Origin of the sequence: Streptomyces sp. NPDC056061, assembly GCF_042266885.1 — a bacterium.
Taxonomy (GTDB): domain Bacteria; phylum Actinomycetota; class Actinomycetes; order Streptomycetales; family Streptomycetaceae; genus Streptomyces.
In genome coordinates, this window is the sequence record NZ_JBHJWQ010000026.1 from 1 (window position 1) to 20,139 (window position 20,139).

Here is a 20,139-nt window from a genome sequence, read left to right on the forward strand (position 1 = left end):
TGCTGCGTCCACCTCACTCAAAGCGGGCGCCCCGCCCAGTTCCGCCCCACTCCGGCGAATCGGACGAACGCTGACCTTGCAACGGACCCTGGGTCACGACGACTTCCGCGTGCACGGTCTCGACCGTCACGGCTCGGTCGTCCCGGACCACGAACGCATGGTTCGGAACGTCATGCTTCCGCCCCGCGAGCGGCACGACACGCACGTCCACGTTCGGCAGGCGGGAGGCTGACGCCAGCCGATCGAGCTGGCCGACCATCACCGCGGGCGGCACGATCAGCCACCGGAGCACCGGCTCCGTGATGACGAACCGGAACGTCTTGGCCTTGTCGTACAGGGCCTCCTGCCGTTCAAGCCGTGCGCCGACCGTTCGACGCACGGTCTCCTCGGTCAGGTCCTCATGACGGGACAGGACGGCCCTCATGTATTCCGGGGTCTGGAGCAAGCCCGGCACCAGAGCGGGCTGGAACAGTCGCAGAAGACTCATCCGGGCTTCCACGTCCCGTAGGTGCTGCTGGGCCTTGTGGAGACCCGCACGCTGAATCAGGCGCCACGCCGTAGCCTCTGTCGCAACAGCGCGGGCGGCATCCCTGTACTCCGTTCTGACGTCCTCCGAGACGCCGATGGCAGTCAGGATGCGGTCGATGTCGTCCGCGCTCGGGGAGAGCTTCCCGGTTTCGATCCTGCTGAGCTTGCTCGGCGACATGACAGCGCCACGGGCCACTGCTTTGGCCTGCTTCCCGGAAGCGTTCCGCAGCACCCGCAGCGCGGCCCCGAGTTCTGAACGGTTCACGCCCCGTACTGCGCCCACCAGTCGGCAAACGGCACGGCGTGAGCAAGGGCCGTGTTCCTGTACGTGACGTACTGATCGCCCCGGTCCTCGGGCAACACGTCGGCTCCGAGGAACGCGCCATCGGGGGTGTAGCGCATAGGTGCGGCGGTAGCCGAGTCGAACAACCAGAAATCGCCCACGCCACCAAGAGGGTTGGGCTGTTCGGTCACATCCAGGATGAAGAACTCTTCGCCGACCGTTCTGTTCGTGGTGTAGCCCCACCCCAGTTCAAACCGCAGATAGGGAGTGAGCGGACGTGTGACCACGTGTACGCGGCAGATCCTGCGTCCGGCTTCAACATGCCCCCCGCACCTCGTCGAGCCAGTCAACGTTGTAGTCCTCGGGCTTCGCCTTGCCGTCGAGGAACAGCCTGTACGCGTCGACATTGCCCGAACGGCTGTAGTCGTCGAGGGTTTCCAGCCGGAACGCTTCCCGCTCGAAGTCGTCGAACATGTCCCCCAGGGTCTTAGACACCGAAGTGGCCCCCGAATGCTTCGCGGATCAGTTCCACAGGGATCTCGACGACCGTTTCGTGGGCCGGGATCACGAGCCCGTGATCCGCGGGAGTCTCACCCTGAACGAGGATCGTGCCCCGGTCCGTCTTGTAGATCGTGGGGCAGTCCTTCTTGTCGCACGACGTCGCGAGCGTGGTCACCTTCACGGGGGCTTCCTCTCTGCCGGAAGTGCTGTCTCCCCTGAATCGGTCCGGAGGACGGAGGACGGAGGACGGAGGACGGAGGACGGCGGACGGCGGGCGGAGCAAGAGTTTCAGGTTTCCAGAACGGGAAACCGGGCCTGCCGGGAAAAGGAGCGAGGACAAGCGGCAGGCGGCAAGGACAAGGGGGCAAGTGCGTTCGCGAACGTGCCGAGGCCCGCAGCTTTTGCGTAACGTATCGCCCTTTCCTACGTCCATGCCGAGAGAGGGCCTCAGGCACGACCCCGTCCGCCAGGGCAGGAAAGCTCCGGCGCGGCATGGTTCGGGGAGCATGCCACCAAGGCAACCGAATGGAATACGGTGCCACGAAGATAGTGGCCGAGGGATACGTCCCCACCCCATGCCAATCGCTCGACCGCTTCGTTCAACAGGAGGACCAGCCTCTGCGCTCTCCTCTCGCTTCCGGAGGCGAACCGGGGTGCGGTTTCCGCGAGTTGGATGCTCAGCCACTCGGCCGCCTCCTTGGGCTCGTCCCATGTGCCACGGACCACGGAGAGCGGCTTCATCAGCCAGTGCGCTGTCTGGATCGGGGGCACTTCGGAAACCGGGAACACCGCCACTGCCTCCCGGTACCGGTCGACCACCTCCATGTCGCTGCTCGCGGTCGGCGTCTGGCCGGGTGGTCTGCGAACGCTCTCCTTGTCGAAGATCTTCTTCTCTCCGAGCCACACGTAACCGTGGAAATGCACTGCTGCTCCGTTCAGAGAGACGACGACGCCCCCACCCTCGGTGTGGCGGTCGGGGCGGGGCCGTCGGTCGGTGAGGTGGGGGATGTGCGCTACCGGGCAGCTCTCAGGCGGAGAGACCGAAGCGACCGGGGTCGATACCCGCAGCGGTCAACTCCGCCGTGGTGAACCGCAGCGGCTCGGCCTGCGGGCGCTTGCTGTCAGCCAGGGCCCACACATCCCGGTCGATCTTCGCGAGAGTCACGCACGCCTCGCCGTCCGGGTGCGTGCTGCCACCGCACGCCTTTGAGAACTGAGCCCCCTCGATAGGGAGCGAGTACAGGTCGGTCATCTTCGCCCTTCCTGATCTGCATGTGACTCCGCCCCTGTCGGGCGGAGTTATCTTGCAGCCATGGTGCCCGGGCGAGAGCTCAGTTCCTATCCGGTTTCCTGTTCGCGCAAAAGATTGTCGCGGATGCCTTCGATCAGAGTCCGCATGGCATCCCCGGAAACGGAATTCTCGCTGAAGCGCTCGAACTTCACCGCATAGAGTGAGATGTCTCTGGGGTCGGTCACCACTATTTCCGCATGAATCGTCTCAACAGTCACCGTGCGATCATCCTTGATGGAGAACGAGTGGCATGGGAAATCTGCCTGTGGCGTATGCAGTGGAACGACTCGGATATCGACATTGGGAAGTCGGGAGATGGAGACCAGCCAATCCAGTTGGCCAACCATCACCATGGGAGAGGCGACGTGCCATCTCAAAACGGATTCTGTGACAACGAAGCGAAATGTTTTTCTTCCGAGTGCAGGACGCTTTGCCGTGCGAGTCTCGCGCTGACAGTGCGCTCCAGTGCTTCCTCCGTCAAATCCTTCCTCGCGAATACAGCGCGGGCGTATTCGGATGTCTGGAGCAGCCCGGGGACGAGGGAAGGTTGAAAAAGGCGAAGCAAAGCTGTCTGTGACTCCAGGGCCTGCACTTGATGCTGCTTGCGGCTGTAGCCCATCCGTCGAATGATTCGCCACGCTGTGACTTCCGTTGCCGCCTCCCTGGCGGCGGCCATGTATTCTGCCTTGGCCTCATCAGATATCCCTATGGCGGTAAGGATGCATTCGACGTCCGTAATGCTCGCCGTCACGTTTCCGTGCTCGATCTTGGACAGCTTGGAACGAGACATGGCGGCGCTGCGGGCAACTGCTTTGGCCTCCAGTCCGGAGGCCTCCCGCAGTTTCCGCAGTGCTGGCCCAAGGGCGGACTTGTTCACTCTCCGTATTCTTCCCACCAATCAGAGAATGGCACGGACTGTGCTAGTGCTGTATCCCGGTATGTCAAGAACCTGGAAATTTGATCTGTGTCGCAGAAGTCTGTTCCCAGGTATTTCCCTTCGTCGTCATAATTCATCACGCCTGCAACTCGCTCATCGAAGAGCCAGAAGTCGGGTGCATCGGGGAGGGGGTTATTCCTGTCGGTTGTGTCCAGGATGAAGAACTCTTCGCCGACGGTCATGTTCCGGTGGTATCCCCAGGAGAGTTCGAAGCGCAGGTATTTTGTCAACGGCCGGGCGAGCACGTGGACACGGTAGATGCGCTTCCCCGATCGGGTCGCGTCCCCGACAGTCTTCATCCAGGCAGCTGTTTTGTACGACTCCGGCTGCGGTTCGCCGGCGAGAAACGCCAGATAGGCTTCGGTTCCGCCAGATTTTCCGTAGTCGTCCAGCGTCTCCAGTCGGAAGGCTTCTTGATCGAATTCGTGAAGCCAATCTCCGAGTGTTTTAGATGAGCTTGTCATGAATGGCCTTTCGGACGAGGTCGACGGGGATTTCTGCCAGGGTTTCGTGGGCGGGAATGTCTATCCCGTGGTCAGTCACCTTGTTGCCCTGGATGGCCAGGGTGCCCCGGTCCGTGGCGTAGATCGTCGGACATTCACCGTCTTCGCACTCGCCCACCAGCCGCGTCAGCTTCATGTCCCTGCCCCTTTGTGATTGGTTGCCGTACACGATGCTCCCGGCCCGCACTGTGAAGAACAAGGGATTCGAGTTTCCGTTACGGGAAACCGGACCGGAAGTCGCCTGTGGGCAGGGCAGGGCAGGGCAGGGCAGGGCAGGTTGCGTGGACTGCGGGTGGGGCCGACAGGTCCGTCCGGCAGCCCACACGTGTCGGCGTTGGTGCTACAGCCTGTCCAGGTGCCGATCGATGGCGGTGAGTACGTCCCCGGGCGCGATCACGTCCAGTTGCCACAGCCTCGACGTACCCCTGGCGTTCGGTACGTCCAGCCGGCCCCACCGGCCGAACAGGTCTCCCGCCGGATTTGGAAGGGACGAGCCCCCACCCTCTTCGATCTCGTGCAGGGCGGGCCTCGGACGGCCTCGGCCCGCTGATCCCCGCTGCGTCCGCTCGCCGTCGCCGCGGCGCGCCCCGGTGGGCGGCCAGGACCGGACCTCACGTGGTCACGGTGTCGACTCCCGCCCGCCGAGGACGAACCAGACGGTCTTGCGGCCGGGAGCGTGACCGCCGAGGACGTTGGCGCCCCAGGTGAGAGCGAGCCTGTTCACCAGGAAGAGTCCCCACCCGTGCTCTCCGTCGGTCCTCGCGTACGGCACGCCGAGCGTGGTCGGTGCGGCTGGGGCGTTGTCCGCGACCTGGATGGTGACACGGTCCGGGCCGACCGTCACCTGCACGCGGATCAGTGGGGAGCAGGTGTGCTGGTGTGCGTTGGTGACCACCTCGGAGACACAGAGGCGGGCGTCGTCGACGAGGCCCGGGTGCCTGTTCACGTTCAGCAGTGAGGTGACGAAGTCACGCGCGATCCTGGGCGCGGCTGCGGTGTTGGGCAGCGTCAGCCGGTAGGTCTCGCCGTCGAGTGGTCCCGGCGGCAGGGGAGTTGCGGTGGCGGTGGTCATGTCGTTCTCCCAACGCGGTGTGGTCTGAGCGGGACATGCGCTGCTCGTTGTCCGTGGCGATGGCCGAATGCGGGGCGCGTACCGAAGCGCCTGCGCTCGGCTGCACTTCGAACGTGACGATGCGCGGCGTGGTGCTGCGGTCACGCTAGCGTGGATGTATCAAGTGTTGTGAAGGATCCAATAAATCGTGCTGTAAGTGGACCCCTTCAGGGGATGTGGCCACACTGGGATTCGACAAGAGGAGAGGTTGATGCCACCGAGGAAGCCCCCTACTGCGAGGCAGCGACGGCTGGGTGCGGAGCTGCGCAAGATGCGCGAGCACGCCGGCCTGACGCCGACCGAGGCGGCGGCGCTGCTGGGCACTGACCGCACCACCATCAGCAACACGGAATCGGGCCGGTTCGGTGTGAGTGGGGCGCGGGTGCGTACATGGGCCGATCATTACGCGTGCCATGACACGGCATACGTCGATGCGCTCGCCGACATGGCCGAGGAGCGGATAAAGGGGTGGTGGGAGGACTACCGGGGCGAGCTGTCCGGAAGTGCGCTCGACCTGGCCGAACTGGAGCATCACGCGGCGGGTTTCCGTTCGGTTCAGATCATGCATATGCCCGGCTTGCTCCAGACCGAGGACTACGTGCGTGCGGTCTATGCCGAAGCCCTGCCCGCGCCGACTCCGGCGGGTCTCCGGCGCAGGATCTCGCACCGATTGAGGCGCAGGGATGTTCTTGACCGGATGAACCCGCCCATCTGCACGTTCCTGATTCATGAGGCAGCTCTGCGGATGCAGTTCGGTGGCCGCAAGGTGGCGCTCGGGCAGCTTGAGCACCTTCTGAAGGAGTCCGAGCGCGACAATGTCACCGTGCGAGTGATCCCGTTCGCGGTGGGTGGCTTTCCGAACGCCGGCAGTTCGACCCACTATGTCTACGGTCCGGTTCCGCAGCTCGACACCGTGCAGACGGATGCCCTGTTGGGCGCCGGGTTCGTCGATGCCGAGGCGCGGCTCCGGGTCTTTCGGGCGGTGCTCGACCGAACGGAAGGGCGATCGCTCGATCCGCAGAGTTCGAGAGACTTCATCAAGGAAGTCGCAGAGCAAGTGTGAAGGCGTGAGAACCATGGAAATTCAGTGGCGAAAGTCGTCCAAGTCGGCTGATGCCGACGGCGACAACTGCCTGGAACTCGCCGAGTACGGCGGCGAGATCCTTGTGCGCGAGAGCGACAACCCGGACGTGATCATCCGCACGAGCCGTGCCAAGCTCCGCGCATTTCTCGGTGGCGCCAAGGAGGGTGAGTTCGACGATCTGGCTTGATTTGTAGCCTTCTCGGTGCGGGCGGCCCTCATTGGTGCAGGTGGGGGTCGCCCGTTCTGTTGTGTGATGGCTTTGATTCGGCCAATGAGTACCAAGTACTAGGAGTTAACTCATCACTCGTTAGATGTACAACGCTTGATACGGGCTCATTCGACGCGCTAGCTTGCCGTGTGCCGACCACGGGAAGGCCCGCCGTCGGTCAAACAACTCCCTGACGTACTGCGCCAGTTGGGGAGTATGAAGGTCGCTCCTTGCTCGACGCTCGTCACGCCGGTGTCGGGCAAGGGGCGGCGAGCCGCGCCGGGAGGCCGTCATGTACGACTCGGGGCACACTGCCGTTCCCCTGACACGCTTGTTCCGGTGCGAGCGTGTCGTCCACTGGGACCTGGCTGCCGATGAGGCGACGGACGTGTCGCAGCACACGGTCACCGATGCCGCGGAGGCGATCCGGGGCATTCGCCGGGCCGTCCGCGACCTCGCCTGCGTACTGCCGCGCGCCGAGCGCGATCACGCGTTGAGCTGGGTGGACGGGGACGGGGGGATCGGCGCGCTCGGCGCGCTCCACCGGGACGAACCCTGCGGTTTCTCGCTGAACCATCGGGGGCGCCGGATCGAGTGGACCGTGCACCCGTACTTCGGGTTCCCGGTGGACGCCGAGGCTCTGCTGCCCCTCGTCCCGCCGCACGGATGAACCGCGGGGGGCGGGTGCGCACGCCGGGCCGTCGTCGCTGCCGGAGGTGAGGAGGGGGACGGCAAGCGCGGCGGCCGACAGTGCGGCAAGCCAGACCACTCGCCTCCGGAACGCATCGCGTTCCGCGTCCGGGCCGGATGGTGCCACGGTCGTCTCAACTCCTCGGTGGATGTGCTGCTTCTCCGGCTCGGACCGGAGCCCCCGTGCTGTCTGCCGCCGCGACCGGTGTGCGGGACGCGGTGCCGGACGGTGCGGTGCGCGCGGGGTGTTCGTGCGGACGCGACGGCCCGGCGCGATCGGTGTGCACAGGGCCGATTAGGTGCTTCCGCCCCGGGGCGACCGGGGTCACTCTCGAAGGCGTTGCGTGTCCCATGGTCCGGATCGATCCGGAGGACGGCCATATGTTCGGCCGTGGCCGAACGGTGGCGGTCTTGTCGGGGCGAGCCGCGAGGCCCCGGAAGGGTCCGGGGCCCGGGGGCGGGAGACCTGTCGGCCTGAGACGATCAGCGGGATCGAACGGATGAACGTAGAGGGGGAACGTGATCGTGCTGGTGCTACTCGTCGTCCTGGCGCTCGTCGTCGGTGGGTGCGCGTGTGTGGTGTGGGCGGAGCGGGGCGGACCCCGCTGGGCCCGCGCCGTGGCCACCGTGACCCTCGCTGCGGGCCAGGTGGTGCGCCGCTCCGGGAAGAGCGGCCACCGGGGCCAGGGAGGGGACGACGGCGGCGACTAAGCGGTGTCCCGTAATCCCTGGCGGGCGCGCGGCGTCAGCTACGGCACCTCGCCGCGGGAAGCGCTCAGTCACACGAGGGGGACGAATGTTCAGGGTGCGATTCACGTCCGAGGACTTACTGGGGGTCACCTTCGCCGCCGGACCGGCCCCGTTGATGGAGCTGGTCCTGGTGGCGGCGATGGCCCAACGGGAGGTCTCGCCGGTGTTCGGGCGGTGGCGGGACGTGATCCGGGCGGGCTTCCCGCGCGAGGCGCGCAGGCTCCTGGAGCTCGTCCCGCCGACGGCGACGGGCCCGATGTTCCTCGACCCGCTGAGCCGAGGACTGGAGGACGGCCTCGACGCCGTGCTGTCGGCACGCACGGACACCGTCCGCACGGAGCTGGCACGCGTGTGCCGGACGAGCCGTCCCGTCACGCCGTGGCTGCGGGGGCTGGCGGACCGGGACGGGGACGCCTGGCAGGAACTGGAACAGGTGCTCCGGTCCGCGTACGCGAGTTTCGTGGAGCCGTCCTGGAGCCGCATCCGGTCGGGCTTCGATGCCGAACGGGCCTGGCGCACCCGGCAATTGGCCGGGCAGGGGATACGTGCGACGCTGGCCGGACTCGTTCCCGGCAGCTACTGGGAGGGGACGACCCTGGTCCTCGCCTGCGACAAGGAGGCCGACGCCCACCTGAGCGGGCACGGTCTGGTGCTGCTGCCGTCCGCCGTGTGGGACGGGCCGCCCGTGATGGCCGTGCACGACGACTCCCCGAGCATCCTCATCTACCCGGCGCTGACCCCGCTGCCGCTGCTCCAGGCGCACGACGAGGACCATCCGCTGACCGCGCTGCTGGGGCGGACCAGGGCCGCGGCCCTCGGCCTGCTCACCCGGCAGCTCACCACCACGGACATCGCGCGGGAACTGGACATCAGCAAGTCGTCGGCGTCCGAGCACGCGAAGGCGCTCCGGGACGCACGTCTCATCGTCACCCGGCGCGAGGGCAAGGCGGTCTGGCACTCCTGCACGCCGCTGGGGCTCGACCTGCTCGGCGGCTCGGTCCTGAGTCCGTGACACGCATCCGCCGTGACACGGACTCGCTCCGGGACCGGTCGGTCCACTTGGGATCGGTCGCCCCACCGGGACTTGTCGGTTCCTCCCGCACCTGCGGCCGCTCGCGCACTCGCCGATTCCGGGAGCGGCTCTGTTCCGCCTATGACGTGGACCCGACATAATCCCAGGGCCCGCCCCCCACGGCAGATGGAGGCATTCCCGTATGAGCACGCACACCGGTTCCCGTCGCACCTTTCTGACCGGCGCGCTCGCCGCCACCGCCACCGTCCTCATGGGGGCCGGACACGCCTCGGCCGGGACGAAGCAGGCCCTCACCACCCAGGAATGGATGGGTGACCTTGCCGACGCCACCGCCCTGCAACGTCTCACGATCCCCGGTTCGCACGACTCCGGTGCCCGGTACGGCGGGCCGTGGACCGAGTGCCAGAACACCACGATCGCCGAGCAGTTGGACAGCGGTCTGCGCTTTCTCGACGTGCGGTGCCGGGTCACCGACGGCTCCTTCGCCATCCACCACGGCGCCGCGTACCAGAATCTGATGTTCGGCGACGTGCTCGGCGCCTGCTGGGACTTCCTGGCCGCCCACCCCACCGAGACGGTGCTCATGCGGGTCAAGCAGGAGTACTCCGAGGACGGCGACGACACGTTCCGGCGCATCTTCGACGACTACCTCGACGTCCGGGGCTGGCGTCCCCTCTTCCGCATCGACCCGGCGCTCCCCTCGCTCGGGCAGGCGCGCGGCAAGGTGGTGCTGCTCGCCGACAACGGCGGGCTGCCGGGCGTCCGTTACGCGGACTCCGCGCTGTTCGACATCCAGGACGACTACATGGCGGAGCCGTTCGCCAAGTACCCGAAGATCGAGGCCCAGTTCCGCAAGGCCGCCCAGCAGCCGGGAAAGCTGTACATGAACTACGTCAGCACGGCCGCCCTGATGCCACCGCGCTGGAACGCCGACCGCCTCAACCCGCAGGTGCAGTCCATCCTCGATGGCTCCGAGGCGTCCGGCTGGACCGGGCTCGGGATCGTCCCGCTGGACTTCCCCGCCACCCGGCCGGGGCTGGTGGAGTCGCTGATCCGGCACAACCCGCGGTGACGTCGCCGGTGGGCCGGCCGCCGTCGGAGAGTTCGGCGACGACGGCTGGCCCGGGTGGGGGCGGTCGGGCGGGTCAGGACTGGTGGGCACCGGCGGCCCTGGGCAGGGCGAGCATCAGCAGGGCCGCGGCCAGGTAGGCGACGACCTGCCAGGGCATGACGGCGGCGAGGGCGCTCCCGAACGCGACGGCCGGGGAAGGGGCGGGGGCGAGCGCGGTGAAGAAAACGGTGCCGAGGACGGCGACCCCGACGGCGCCGCCGATCTGATTGACCGTGGCCAGGGCCCCGCCGGCGGCACCGGCGTGCCGCCCGGGGACGCCGGCGAGGACGACGTTCACCAGGATCGGCGCGGCCAGCCCGAGGCCGAGCCCACCGACGAACAACGAGGCCGCCAGTGGCCAGTAGCCCGGCTGCCCCCCGTCGCGGACCAGACCCCAGATCGCGGCTTGGGAGACGGCGAGAACCAGCGAGCCGGTCATGAGCAGCACGCGTCCGGCCCTGGCCGCCAGCTGGATGCCGAGCCCGGAGGTGACCACCGACGCGATCGCGTAGGGCAGGAGCACAAGGCCGGTGTCCCACGCGGACCGCCCGGTGCCCGACTGCAGGTACAGCGACAGCACGAGGAAGAACGATCCGAGAGCGCCGAAGAAGAGCACCGACGCGGCCAGGCCCGCGGTGAAGGTCTTGATGCGCAGCAGCCCGGGGTCCAGCACCGGCCGACCGCCGCGGGACGCGAGCCCGTGCTCATGAGCGAGGAACACGCCCAACAGGCCCACGCCCGCGGCGAGCAGGGCCCAGCCCCACCGGGGCCAACCCCAGTCCCGGCCCTGCACCAGCGGCAGGAGGATCAGCGCGATCGCGAGGGCGGACAGCACGGCCCCGGGCACGTCGAGGCGGGCACGCCGCTCGGCCGTTGACTCCGGCAGCACCCGCATCCCGAGAAGCAGCGCGACGACGGCGACGGGCACGTTGACCCAGAAGATCGTGCGCCAGGCCAGGCCCCACAGATTCGCGTCCACCAACGCCCCGCCCAGCAGCGGTCCCGCGACGGACGCAAGGCCCTGGACGGCGCCGTACGCACCGAATGCCTTCGCCATCGAGGCCGGGTCGAACGAGGAACGGATCATCCCGAACACCTGCGGGACCATGAACCCGCCCGCGAGGCCCTGCAGGACCCGCATCGCGATCAACACACCCGCGGACGGTGCGAGCGCGCACGCCGTGGACGTGATCGCGAACCCGGCAAGGCCGGCGAGGAAGACCTTGCGACGGCCGTACGCGTCGCCGACCCGGCCGCCCGTGATCAGCCCCGACCCCAGGGCCAGGGTGTACGCGGCGAGCATCCACTGCAACTGCGCCGGGGAGGCGTGCAGATCCTCGGCGATCGACGGCGCCGCGACGGTGACGATCGTGACGTCCAGCAGATCCATGAACGACGCGAACAGGACCACGAGCAACGGCAGGACGGCACGCCCGCCGGTCACGGTCGTCGCCGGTGCGTGGGGTGGTGCCATGGAGGAGTTCTCAGTGCTCATGACCGCACCGTGGCAGCAGTGGCGGTCACCGAATGACCGCTACTGCTGCCAGTCTGCCGGTATGGCCGACACCTCCGCACGGATCCTGCGACTGCTGTCCTTGCTCCGGGCACGAGCCGAGTGGCTCGGCGCCGAGCTCGCCACACGACTGGGCGTGAGCGCCCGAACCCTGCGGCGGGATGTCCACACGCTGCGCGAGCTCGGCTATCCCGTCGAGGCGGTCAAGGGTCCCGGCGGTGGTTACCGGCTCGGGAGCGGCGGGAAGCTGCCGCCCCTGGTCCTCGACGACGACCAGGCGATAGCCATCGCGATCGCCCTGCAGACCGCACCCGCGACCGTCGCGGGCATCGACGACGCCGTCACCCGGGCATTGACAACGCTGCGGCAGGTGATGCCTGCCCGGCTGCGGGCCGCGTCCGAGGCGTTCGAGCTCACGACCCTGCCCAACTACTGGGAGTTCGCCGCCCCACCCGTCGGCGTCGCGACGCTGCAGGCCGTGGGGGCGGCGATCCGTACCCACCGCACGCTGCGCTTCGACTACCGCTCGCCCGACGGACCGCTCCCGGACCCCGGTGCACCGGACTTCACGCCGCCACGGGAGGTCGAGCCCCACCATCTCGTCGTGTGGGCCGGTCGGTGGTACCTCATCGCCCGCGACCGACGGACTCGCGCATGGGGCATCTACCGCGTCGACAGGATCGCCCCGCGCAACCCTGTCGGCGCGCTGTTCACGCCCGTGCCCCTGACCGACGAGGACCTCACCCGACTCGTGATCCAGAACCCCGACCGCGGCGACACCGCCGCGCAGTGGCCATGCCGTGGCAGCGCGACCATCGATCTCCCGGCCGGTCTCGTCGCCCGCTGGGCACCCGGCGGCTCCGTTGTCGAACACATCGACGAGCGACGTTGCACACTCACCCTCGGCGGCTGGTCCTGGATGGGAGTGGCCGGCCTGTTCGCCACCTTCGACGCCGACCTGCACGACATCGAGCCCGACGAGCTCGGCGACGCACTCCGCCAGTTGGCCACCAGGCTCCATCGGGCCCAACCCGCCGCGGAGCGAGAGGCCCCGGGCGGCACCCGACGGATGTCCCCGGGCGGTACGGCCGAGTACTCCGAGGGGCCGACCTCGCCCCTGTCGAGGTGACGGGTGTCCGTCTCGCGGGGGGCGGGGGGTGGGGGGTGGGGAGCGGGGCTGAGGGGGCTGGGGGACGCGGCCGGGGCGGCCGGGCGCTTCGAGTACGACATCGGCCTGGGCATGGTTCATCCCGGCAGCCCGGGGCAGGCGGCCGGGCCGTCGTGCCGGTCGGTGAGGCCGCCAGGACGTAGACGCACTGCCGGACGGAACACCGCTTGCGATTCTTTCGAATTCTGCGATGCTGGGGTCATTCAAGAAGGAGACAGAGCTATGCACAGCACCGTCGAAGACCGAACCCTCCTGCCAGAACACCGTGCGGAGATCGCTGAGCTCTGCGCATTCCTCGACCGGGCCCCGCAGGCCGCCGAACCGGCGCTGCTGCGCGGCCCCGACGGTACGTTCCGCTCGCTGCCGCCGGAGGTCTACGAAGCCCTCATGATGGTCGTCCGCGCCCTGTCGGAAGGCAAAGCGGTGACCGTCGCCCCGGTGAACACCACTCTGACGACGCAGGAGGCGGCGGATCTGCTGGGAATCAGCAGACCGACCTTCGTGAAGATCCTGGACGAGGGGGGACTGCCCTTCTCCCGCCCGGGACGGCACCGCAGGGTGCTGCTGGCGGACGTTCTCGCCTACAAGGAAGAGCGGCGTACGCAGCGTCGCAGAGGGCTGGACGAACTTGTCGAGCTGACCGAGGAAGCCGGTCTCTACGACGCCTGAGGTCTCATGGCACCGAGCGAACGGGAGTGATGTGCAGCGCGTGGTTCTGGACACGTGTGTCCTTTTCCCGAACTACTTGAGGGACACCCTGCTCCGGCTGGCCGAGGCGGAGCTGTACGAGCCGCTGTGGTCGGCCGACATTCTGGAGGAGTTACGGCGCAACCTCGCCGACAAGGTGGCTCCGGAGACTGCCAAGAAGGTCGTCGGGGCCATGGCGGACGCCTTCCCGTACAGCGCGGTGACGGGGTACACGGGACTTGTGCCCGTGATGACGAATGACACGGAGGACCGCCATGTGCTGGCGGCGGCGGTCTGCGGGCAGGCTCACGCCGTGGTCACGCTCAACCTGAAGGACTTCCCGCCAGCTGCGGCGGACCCGTACGAGGTCGAGGTTCTCCATCCGGACGATGTCCTGCTGGACATGCTCGACCTCGCCCCTGTCGAGGTGACGGGTGTCCTGCGCAACCAGGCAGTCCGCTACCGCCGGGAGCCACGCGATGTGCATGGGCTGCTGGACCGTCTCGCGGTCTGCGGGGCACAGCAGTTCGCCGCCGAGTTCCGGCGTCGACTCTGAGCGGTGGGGCGTTCCGGCCCGCGCCGAAGACCCGGCGCAGATGGTCCGGCCTCCGCAGAAGGTCCGGGCCCGGTTGGCCCGGGGGCAGTTCGGCCGGTGCCGGCGAGGAATCCGTCAGTCGGGACAACCGGTGGTGTCCGCCAGGCAAGCACATACGGCCCCTCGGCCCCTGGCCCCGGCGGGTGCGCACCGTGTACCCAGGAGACGTCGCATTCCTGCGTGGGAAGGGGTCCTGAGCGCGCCCGAGACAACGACACGACGTCCGCGACCGCGAGAGGTCGTACACCGTCGGCCCGCCCACTTTCGACCGAGGAACGGGCACTGCTCCCGGGGCTCTCCGCCCTGCAGGGCAGTGTCGGGAACGCGGTCGTCGTCCAGATGCTCCGCCTGGCAGGCCGCCTCGGGGAAGAGGACCGGCACCGGCACGACGCCGACCGCGAGGTCCCGGACGGGCAACCCCGGTTACAGCGCTCCACCGTCCACGGCGTCCTGCGCGACAGCGGTCGGCCGCTCGACGAGGCCACTCGTACCGAGATGGAGAACCGGCTCGGCGCGGATTTCACCGACGTCCACATCCACGACGACGCCGCCGCGAAGGCGTTTGCCGCCGAGGTCGGGGCCCGTGCCTACACCTCCGGCAGCCATGTGGTCATCGGCCACGGCGGGGGCGACGATCACACCCTCGCCCAGAACTCACCCACGTCATCCAGCAACGCCGGGGCCGGGTGTCCGGCACCGACCACGGCAACGGGCTGAGCGTCAGAGACCCGCACGACCGCTTCGAACCCGAGGCCGAGGCGAACGCGACCCGGGCGATGTCACGGCCCGTCGGGCATTCGCCGGGACGGCGGCGCGGCGGCTCCGTACGTCCGGCGCCGGTCGGGGAGACCGGGGCGACCGGCCCCGCGATCCAGCGGGTACCCGTCCGGGTCGCGGCCGATTCCATCGGCTCCCGGTCGGTCGTCAACCAGGCGACCGGGGAACGCGGAACCTTCCACGACCTGTACCCGGTGAACGATCGCCGACGGGAGTTGCTGATCTACAACGACCTGGGAAATCTCCAGATCGTGCATGCTTCGTGCAACGACATCAAGTCGAACGACATGACCAACACGCAGTTCAAGATGGACGTGAAATTCCTCGTCGGCGCCGGTGCGCACAACCCCGAGCGCTACCTGTCGTGAACCGTCGGCGCGGGCACCGGGGTGCCTGGCCCGTCCCGCCTCATGGGCCCGGCGGCGGGTGCGGGGCTCCCGGCAGCCGGATCGATGCCACCGTGCCGCGCTCGTCGCCCTCGCCGTCCTCGTCCGGTGTCGGGAGGCGCAGGGCGACCGTTCCGCCCGCCGCCTGGACCGTGCGGGCGACGATGGACAGGCCGAGGCCCGAGCCGGGGAGTTGGCGGGCGGACGGGGAGCGCCAGAAGCGTTCGAAGACGTGGGGGAGTTCCTCGGCGGGGATGCCGGGGCCGTGGTCCCGTACCGTCAGTTCGCCGTCCCGCAGGACGACCTCGATCGTGCCGCGCGGCGGGCTGAACTTGACCGCGTTGTCCAGGACGTTGACCACCGCACGCTCCAGCGCGGCCGGTTCGGCCCGTACGTACCACGGGGACAGGTCGGCCCGGATGGCCAGCTCGGGGCCGCGCAGACGGGCGCGCTCCAGGGCGGTGTCCGCGATGTCGTGCAGGGCGACGACCTGGAGCGGGCCGGGTGTCGCCGCGTCGGGGCGGGCCAGCTCCTGGAGGTCGCCGATGAGCGATGCCAGTTCCGTCATCTGGGCCTTCACCGACGTCATCAGGGCCCTGCGGTCGTCCGGCGGGATGGCCCGGCCGGTCTCGTCGCTGCGGGCCAGCAGCTCGATGTTGGTGCGCAGTGAGGTCAGTGGGGTCCGCAGCTCGTGACCGGCGTCCGCGATCAGCTGGGCCTGGCGGTCCCGGGAGCTGGCGAGGGAGGCGGTCATGGAGTTGAACGAACGGGACAGCCGGGCGATCTCGTCCTCGCCCTCGGCCGGGATGCGGACCGTGAGGTCCTCGGTGCGGGCGACGTGTTCGACCGCCTCGGTGAGTTCGTCGACGGGCCGCAGCCCCGTGCGGGCGACCCACAGACCGGCCGCGCCCGCGCCGACGACGCCGATGCCGGAGACGAGCAGCAGCACCCAGGCGAGGGTGGACAACGGGTCGTCGATCTCGCTGAGCGGACGGGCGATGGAGACGGCGATCCGGCCGGTGGCCCCGCCCGGCAACTGGGTGACCTGCACCAGTGGGTAGGTGTAGACGCGCATCTTCGTGCCGTTCTCGGTCCGGGCCGAGTGCAGGGCGTCGGGCGTGTCCTGGTCGACGACCTCCATGTCGGCCGCGCTCACCGGGAGCGGGGACACCCCCGGGGCGATGCAGACCGTTCCCCGGGAGTCGATGAGCTGGACGGTGTACTTCCCGGTGAACGGCCGGGGCGGCAGCGGGGTGGTGCCCCGGCAGTAGGCGTACAGACTCGACAGATAGCTTGCGTCGACCTGGGAGCTGCGCAGCGAGGAGTCCAGCTGGTCCTCCAACTGCACCCGGGTCACGAACCAGCAGGCCGCCGCGACCGCCGCGACCGCCGCCGCGACCGCCGTCGTCACCAGCAGCGCGAGCCGGGTGCGCAGCGGCAGTGCGCGGAACCGGTGGACGAACGCGGTCATCCGTCGCCGCCCGCGCGGAGCGCGTAGCCGACGCCGCGCACCGTGTGCACCAGGCGCGGTTCGCCGCCCGCCTCCGTCTTGCGGCGCAGGTACATCACGTACACGTCCAGGGAGTTGGAGCTCGGTTCGAAGTCGAAGCCCCACACCGCCTTGAGGATCTGTTCGCGGGTGAGGACCTGGCGGGGGTGCGCCAGGAACATCTCCAGCAGGGTGAACTCGGTACGGGTCAGCTCGACCCGGCGACCGCCCCGGTGGACCTCGCGGGTGGCGAGGTCCATCCGCAGGTCGGCGAAGGTCAGCACGTTGTCGTCGGCGGTGTGCGCGTCGGCCGTCGCGGTCGCGTACGAGCTGCGACGCAGCAGGGCCCGGATGCGGGCGAAGAGCTCGTCCAGTTCGAACGGCTTGACCAGGTAGTCGTCGGCACCCGCGTCGAGACCGGTGACCCGGTCGCCGACGGTGTCGCGGGCGGTGAGCATCAGGATGGGGGTGGTGGTCCCGGCGGAACGGAGCCGACGCGCCGCCGTCAGGCCGTCCATCCGGGGCATCTGGATGTCGAGGACGATGAGGTCGGGCGTGTACGACTCGGTCCGGGCGAGGGCGTCGAGGCCGTCGACGGCGACCTCGGTGCCGTACCCCTCGAACGCGAGGCTGCGTTGCAGTGCCTCGCGCACGGCGGGTTCGTCGTCGACGATCAGGATGCGTTGCGGATCGTCTTCGGCGGGGCTCATCGCTCTTCTTCCTCTTCTCGTCTTCTCGTTCCGTGCGGGTGTCCGGCCGCGGGGCGGGGTCCGACGGGTTCGTCGGGCGTGCGGTCGGTACGGCCGGAGCCCGCCCGCCGGGCCGGAGTGTTTCCCGATGTTCCCAGCCTCGCACGCCGGCCCTGTTCTCCCGAAGGTACGGCGAAGTGAGAAGTAGCTCTCTGTAGTGGATCTGGGGTGTGCTTGTCAGTGCTTTCGATCTTCTGGGTTCATCGGGGGCCGTGCTCGGCGACGTTGGTCCGGTCATGATGCCCGGAGGGAACTCGGGGTGCGGCAGGAGTGGGGGCCGGGGTCGGCTCGGTGAGCCGACCGGTACGGCGGGCCCAGATTTCGAATGCCACGGTCATGAAGGGCGGTATGGCGGCGAGCAGGGCGAAGAGTGTCGTCCGGCCCAGCCGCCACTTCAGCCGGATCGCCACCAGGACGGTCAGGAGTACGTAGGCGATGAAGGCGGCTCCGTGGAGTGCTCCGAAGATCCGTACGCCGAGTTCGGTGGTCTTCGGGATGTACTTGAAGTACATCCCGATCAGCAGGCCGGCCCAGGTGCATGCCTCGATGACCGCGATCCGGGTGAAGGCGCGCAGCAGGCGTCCTGCCGGGATGACGGTTTCGTCGGCGGGCGTGGGGGGTGTCTTGCGGCGGGGGCGTGCGGGCCACAGGGCGTGGTCGCCGAGAAGGCGGACGATGGCGGGGACCAGGAGCGGTCGGATGAGGAAGGTGTCGAGGAGGATGCCGAAGGCCATGGCGAAGCCGAACTGGAACAGTTCGCGGATCGGTTGGGTCATCAGGACGGCGAAGGTCGCCGCGAGGATGAGGCCCGCGGAGGAGACGACGCCGCCGGTGCGCGTGAGGGCGGCGCTGATGGCCTTGGCCGGGGGCAGCGTGCGCAGCTCCTGCTTGAACCGGCTCATGATGAAGATGTTGTAGTCGACGCCGAGTGCGACGAGGAAGACGAAGATGTAGGCGGTGACGCGGTTGCCGATGCCTTCGTCGCCGAGGACGGTGACGGTGAAGAAGGTGGTGGCGCCCAAGGTGGCCAGGAAGGACAGGAGGAGGGTTGCCACCAGGTAGAGCGGTGCGAGGAGCGAGCGCAGCAGGAGGATCAGGACCGCTGTGACGATGGCCAGGACCAGGAGCATGACGAAGGTCGTGTCGCGGTCGAGCGCGGAGCGGATGTCGGCGTTCTGCGCCGTCTCTCCCGCGATGAGTACCGTGGCGTCCTTCAGGCCGGCGGTGTCGGCCGCGGCCTGCGCGGTGTCCTTGAGCGGGCCGATGGTGTCGAGCGCCTTGGAGCTGTACGGGTCGAGGTCGAGGACGACGTCGTAGAAGACCGTCCTGCCGTCGTCTCCGAAGCGGGGGTGCTGTCCGACCCGGCTGACGTCGTCGGCGCGGGCGAGCGCGGCGGCGATGCCGGCGGGCGCGGTGCTGGAGCGCAGGTCGTCCCGGGACTGGACGACGACGGTGCTGGGCGCGATCTCGCCCGGGCCGAACTGCTCCTGGATGAGGTGCTGCCCGCGCTCCGACTCGGTGGCGGCACGGAAGCCGCTGAGCGTGTTGAAGCTCTCGTGGTAGCCGAGCAACCCGGCGCTCATCACCGTGAGCAGCGCGACCACGGCTGTGACCACCCGGACCGGGGCCCGGGCGACGAGAGCGGCGATGCGGTGCCAGATGCCCGTCCCACGGCTTCGTTCGGCGGCTTTGGCCACGCCCCCCGGCCAGAAGACGCCCCCGCCCAGCAGCAGGACCAGGGCGGGGATGAAGGTGAACGCCACCAGCGCCATGACGGCCACGCCGAGAGCGAGGTAGGGCCCGAAGCCGTGCAGCGCCGGAGAGACGGCCACCAGCAGGGCGAACATGGCGAGCACGATGGTGGAGGCACTGGCCAGGACGGATTCGGCTGTCCGGCTCACCGCGGTCTGCATCGCGCGCGGACGGTCGGGCTCGTCGAGAAGGGCCTCGCGGTAGCGGGCGGTGATGATCAGCGCGTAGTCCGTGCCCACTCCGAACAGCAGCACGGTCATGATCGAGGCGGTCTGGGAGCTGACCGTGATGATTCCGGCGTCCGCGAGGAGCGCGCCGGTCGTCTCCGCCACGCGCATGGCCACGCCGACGGCGAGGAGGGGCACGAGGGCCATCAGGGGTGCGCGGTAGATGGCCAGGAGGATGACGAGGACGAGCAGGATGGTGGCCAGGAGCATGACCTTGTCGCCGCCGCTGAAGACCTTCACGGTGTCGGTGGCGATCCCGGCGGGGCCGGTCACGGCGACTTCGGTGGAGCCCGCACGGTCGGCCGCGAGGGCACGGACCTTGTCGACAGCGTTCTGGAAGGACTTGTCCGAGGGGCTTCCGGTCATGGGCACGATGACCAGCTGGGCGCCGCGGTCCTGCGAGACCAGCTCGGCCGCGGCGGTGGGAGCGGTCACCGTGGAGATCACGCTCGCGACATGGTCGGGCCGGGCGGTTCCCGAGAGGGCCGAGGTGATGCGGGTCACGGCCTCTCCGGCGCTTGCCGCGGCATCGGCACCCTCACCGCGCACCACGATGATCGCCGGCGTCGCGTCCTGGCCCGGAAGCTGCGCGCGGACGAGGTCGCGGGCCTTCATGGAATCCGAGGCGGCGGGTGGAAGGTTGGCGGAGGCGTTGTCCTCGACGGATTCCAGAGCGGGGGCGGCCCCGGCGAGGAGGCCCGCGATCAGTACCCAGAACGCCACCACCATGGCGGCACGTTTTCTTGATCCCAGGAGGCATCGGAGC

At 68.7% G+C, this 20,139-nt stretch carries 22 protein-coding genes and 2 pseudogenes; 11 read left to right on the forward strand and 13 right to left on the reverse strand.

Annotated elements, in window-relative coordinates:
• Positions 1–13: 13 nt before the first annotated feature.
• The 9 genes and pseudogenes from ACFC79_RS29085 to ACFC79_RS29125 form a co-directional block, all read right to left on the reverse strand.
• Positions 14–793: a helix-turn-helix domain-containing protein gene (locus ACFC79_RS29085; protein ID WP_376246316.1), complete on the reverse strand. Its 780-nt coding sequence runs from the start codon at positions 791–793 to the stop codon at positions 14–16.
• Positions 790–1,285, reverse strand: a pseudogene (locus ACFC79_RS29090) (DUF6879 family protein). The gene ACFC79_RS29085 and the pseudogene ACFC79_RS29090 overlap by 4 nt, the downstream one beginning before the upstream one ends.
• Before the next feature lie 13 nt (positions 1,286–1,298).
• On the reverse strand, positions 1,299–1,493 hold the full coding sequence (locus ACFC79_RS29095; protein WP_376246016.1) for a hypothetical protein: 195 nt from the start codon (positions 1,491–1,493) through the stop codon (positions 1,299–1,301).
• 266 nt (positions 1,494–1,759) lie between these two features.
• Positions 1,760–2,236 carry a hypothetical protein gene (locus ACFC79_RS29100; protein ID WP_376246019.1) on the reverse strand — a complete coding sequence of 159 codons (477 nt, stop codon included), beginning with the start codon at positions 2,234–2,236 and terminating at the stop codon, positions 1,760–1,762.
• Between the two features lie 103 nt (positions 2,237–2,339).
• Positions 2,340–2,564, reverse strand: a complete 225-nt coding sequence (locus tag ACFC79_RS29105; protein ID WP_376246022.1) for a DUF397 domain-containing protein — start codon at positions 2,562–2,564, stop codon at positions 2,340–2,342.
• A gap of 86 nt (positions 2,565–2,650) precedes the next feature.
• Positions 2,651–3,444: pseudogene (locus ACFC79_RS29110) on the reverse strand (helix-turn-helix domain-containing protein).
• Positions 3,445–3,476: 32 nt separating this feature from the next.
• Entirely contained in the window at positions 3,477–4,004 is a 528-nt protein-coding gene (locus ACFC79_RS29115) for a DUF6879 family protein (protein WP_376246025.1), read from the reverse strand.
• Positions 3,988–4,179: a hypothetical protein gene (locus tag ACFC79_RS29120; protein WP_376246028.1), complete on the reverse strand. Its 192-nt coding sequence runs from the start codon at positions 4,177–4,179 to the stop codon at positions 3,988–3,990. The genes ACFC79_RS29115 and ACFC79_RS29120 overlap by 17 nt, the downstream gene beginning before the upstream one ends.
• A gap of 483 nt (positions 4,180–4,662) precedes the next feature.
• Positions 4,663–5,115 (reverse strand): ATP-binding protein, encoded by a 453-nt coding sequence (locus ACFC79_RS29125; protein WP_376246031.1) that lies wholly within the window; start codon positions 5,113–5,115, stop codon positions 4,663–4,665.
• Between the two features lie 250 nt (positions 5,116–5,365).
• Between ACFC79_RS29125 and ACFC79_RS29130 the strand changes: the two genes are divergently transcribed.
• From ACFC79_RS29130 to ACFC79_RS29155, 6 genes are all read left to right on the forward strand, one after another.
• Entirely contained in the window at positions 5,366–6,217 is an 852-nt protein-coding gene (locus ACFC79_RS29130) for a Scr1 family TA system antitoxin-like transcriptional regulator (RefSeq protein ID WP_376246034.1), read from the forward strand.
• Between the two features lie 13 nt (positions 6,218–6,230).
• On the forward strand, positions 6,231–6,425 hold the full coding sequence (locus ACFC79_RS29135) for a DUF397 domain-containing protein (protein WP_376246037.1): 195 nt from the start codon (positions 6,231–6,233) through the stop codon (positions 6,423–6,425).
• Positions 6,426–6,834: 409 nt separating this feature from the next.
• Positions 6,835–7,116 (forward strand): hypothetical protein, encoded by a 282-nt coding sequence (locus ACFC79_RS29140; RefSeq protein WP_376246040.1) that lies wholly within the window; start codon positions 6,835–6,837, stop codon positions 7,114–7,116.
• Positions 7,117–7,655: 539 nt separating this feature from the next.
• Positions 7,656–7,847, forward strand: coding sequence for a hypothetical protein (locus ACFC79_RS29145; protein ID WP_376246043.1), 192 nt, complete (start codon positions 7,656–7,658; stop codon positions 7,845–7,847).
• Positions 7,848–7,932: 85 nt separating this feature from the next.
• Positions 7,933–8,898 carry an ArsR/SmtB family transcription factor gene (locus tag ACFC79_RS29150; protein ID WP_376246046.1) on the forward strand — a complete coding sequence of 322 codons (966 nt, stop codon included), beginning with the start codon at positions 7,933–7,935 and terminating at the stop codon, positions 8,896–8,898.
• Between the two features lie 202 nt (positions 8,899–9,100).
• Positions 9,101–9,991, forward strand: coding sequence for a phosphatidylinositol-specific phospholipase C (locus ACFC79_RS29155; protein WP_376246049.1), 891 nt, complete (start codon positions 9,101–9,103; stop codon positions 9,989–9,991).
• A gap of 73 nt (positions 9,992–10,064) precedes the next feature.
• Here ACFC79_RS29155 and ACFC79_RS29160 read toward each other — a convergent pair whose 3' ends face one another.
• Positions 10,065–11,525, reverse strand: a complete 1,461-nt coding sequence (locus ACFC79_RS29160) for an MFS transporter (protein ID WP_376246052.1) — start codon at positions 11,523–11,525, stop codon at positions 10,065–10,067.
• A gap of 61 nt (positions 11,526–11,586) precedes the next feature.
• Here ACFC79_RS29160 and ACFC79_RS29165 point away from each other — a divergent pair, with 61 nt between their 5' ends.
• The 5 genes from ACFC79_RS29165 (at position 11,587) to ACFC79_RS29185 (ending at position 15,138) form a co-directional block, all read left to right on the forward strand.
• On the forward strand, positions 11,587–12,672 hold the full coding sequence (locus tag ACFC79_RS29165) for a helix-turn-helix transcriptional regulator (RefSeq protein ID WP_376246055.1): 1,086 nt from the start codon (positions 11,587–11,589) through the stop codon (positions 12,670–12,672).
• Positions 12,673–12,933: 261 nt separating this feature from the next.
• Positions 12,934–13,380 (forward strand): helix-turn-helix domain-containing protein, encoded by a 447-nt coding sequence (locus ACFC79_RS29170; RefSeq protein ID WP_376246058.1) that lies wholly within the window; start codon positions 12,934–12,936, stop codon positions 13,378–13,380.
• 40 nt (positions 13,381–13,420) lie between these two features.
• Entirely contained in the window at positions 13,421–13,954 is a 534-nt protein-coding gene (locus tag ACFC79_RS29175) for a putative toxin-antitoxin system toxin component, PIN family (protein WP_376246060.1), read from the forward strand.
• A gap of 378 nt (positions 13,955–14,332) precedes the next feature.
• Complete coding sequence (locus ACFC79_RS29180; protein ID WP_376246063.1) at positions 14,333–14,710, forward strand: DUF4157 domain-containing protein; 378 nt, start codon at positions 14,333–14,335, stop codon at positions 14,708–14,710.
• Positions 14,680–15,138, forward strand: coding sequence for a hypothetical protein (locus ACFC79_RS29185; protein WP_376246066.1), 459 nt, complete (start codon positions 14,680–14,682; stop codon positions 15,136–15,138). The genes ACFC79_RS29180 and ACFC79_RS29185 overlap by 31 nt, the downstream gene beginning before the upstream one ends.
• 40 nt (positions 15,139–15,178) lie before the next feature.
• Here ACFC79_RS29185 and ACFC79_RS29190 read toward each other — a convergent pair whose 3' ends face one another.
• The 3 genes from ACFC79_RS29190 to ACFC79_RS29200 form a co-directional block, all read right to left on the reverse strand.
• A complete protein-coding gene (locus ACFC79_RS29190; protein WP_376246069.1) occupies positions 15,179–16,627 on the reverse strand; it encodes a sensor histidine kinase in 1,449 nt (482 codons plus the stop codon).
• A complete protein-coding gene (locus ACFC79_RS29195; RefSeq protein ID WP_376246072.1) occupies positions 16,624–17,355 on the reverse strand; it encodes a response regulator transcription factor in 732 nt (243 codons plus the stop codon). Before ACFC79_RS29195 ends, ACFC79_RS29190 begins: the two co-directional genes overlap by 4 nt.
• Positions 17,356–17,594: 239 nt before the next feature.
• Positions 17,595–20,102 (reverse strand): MMPL family transporter, encoded by a 2,508-nt coding sequence (locus ACFC79_RS29200; RefSeq protein ID WP_376246075.1) that lies wholly within the window; start codon positions 20,100–20,102, stop codon positions 17,595–17,597.
• Between the last annotated feature and the right edge of the window lie 37 nt (positions 20,103–20,139).

Excerpts from the sequence above, each read along its gene's own strand:
- ACFC79_RS29115 (WP_376246025.1), bottom strand. The coding sequence starts at position 4,004 with ATGACAAGCTCATCTAAAACACTCGGAGATTGGCTTCACGAATTCGAT.
- ACFC79_RS29135 (WP_376246037.1), top strand. The coding sequence starts at position 6,231 with ATGGAAATTCAGTGGCGAAAGTCGTCCAAGTCGGCTGATGCCGACGGC.
- ACFC79_RS29155 (WP_376246049.1), top strand. The coding sequence starts at position 9,101 with ATGAGCACGCACACCGGTTCCCGTCGCACCTTTCTGACCGGCGCGCTC.
- ACFC79_RS29165 (WP_376246055.1), top strand. The coding sequence starts at position 11,587 with ATGGCCGACACCTCCGCACGGATCCTGCGACTGCTGTCCTTGCTCCGG.
- ACFC79_RS29170 (WP_376246058.1), top strand. The coding sequence starts at position 12,934 with ATGCACAGCACCGTCGAAGACCGAACCCTCCTGCCAGAACACCGTGCG.
- ACFC79_RS29160 (WP_376246052.1), bottom strand. The coding sequence starts at position 11,525 with ATGAGCACTGAGAACTCCTCCATGGCACCACCCCACGCACCGGCGACG.
- ACFC79_RS29105 (WP_376246022.1), bottom strand. The coding sequence starts at position 2,564 with ATGACCGACCTGTACTCGCTCCCTATCGAGGGGGCTCAGTTCTCAAAG.
- ACFC79_RS29200 (WP_376246075.1), bottom strand. The coding sequence starts at position 20,102 with ATGGTGGTGGCGTTCTGGGTACTGATCGCGGGCCTCCTCGCCGGGGCC.
- ACFC79_RS29130 (WP_376246034.1), top strand. The coding sequence starts at position 5,366 with ATGCCACCGAGGAAGCCCCCTACTGCGAGGCAGCGACGGCTGGGTGCG.
- ACFC79_RS29120 (WP_376246028.1), bottom strand. The coding sequence starts at position 4,179 with ATGAAGCTGACGCGGCTGGTGGGCGAGTGCGAAGACGGTGAATGTCCG.
- ACFC79_RS29195 (WP_376246072.1), bottom strand. The coding sequence starts at position 17,355 with ATGAGCCCCGCCGAAGACGATCCGCAACGCATCCTGATCGTCGACGAC.
- ACFC79_RS29190 (WP_376246069.1), bottom strand. The coding sequence starts at position 16,627 with ATGACCGCGTTCGTCCACCGGTTCCGCGCACTGCCGCTGCGCACCCGG.
- ACFC79_RS29180 (WP_376246063.1), top strand. The coding sequence starts at position 14,333 with ATGCTCCGCCTGGCAGGCCGCCTCGGGGAAGAGGACCGGCACCGGCAC.
- ACFC79_RS29150 (WP_376246046.1), top strand. The coding sequence starts at position 7,933 with ATGTTCAGGGTGCGATTCACGTCCGAGGACTTACTGGGGGTCACCTTC.
- ACFC79_RS29125 (WP_376246031.1), bottom strand. The coding sequence starts at position 5,115 with ATGACCACCGCCACCGCAACTCCCCTGCCGCCGGGACCACTCGACGGC.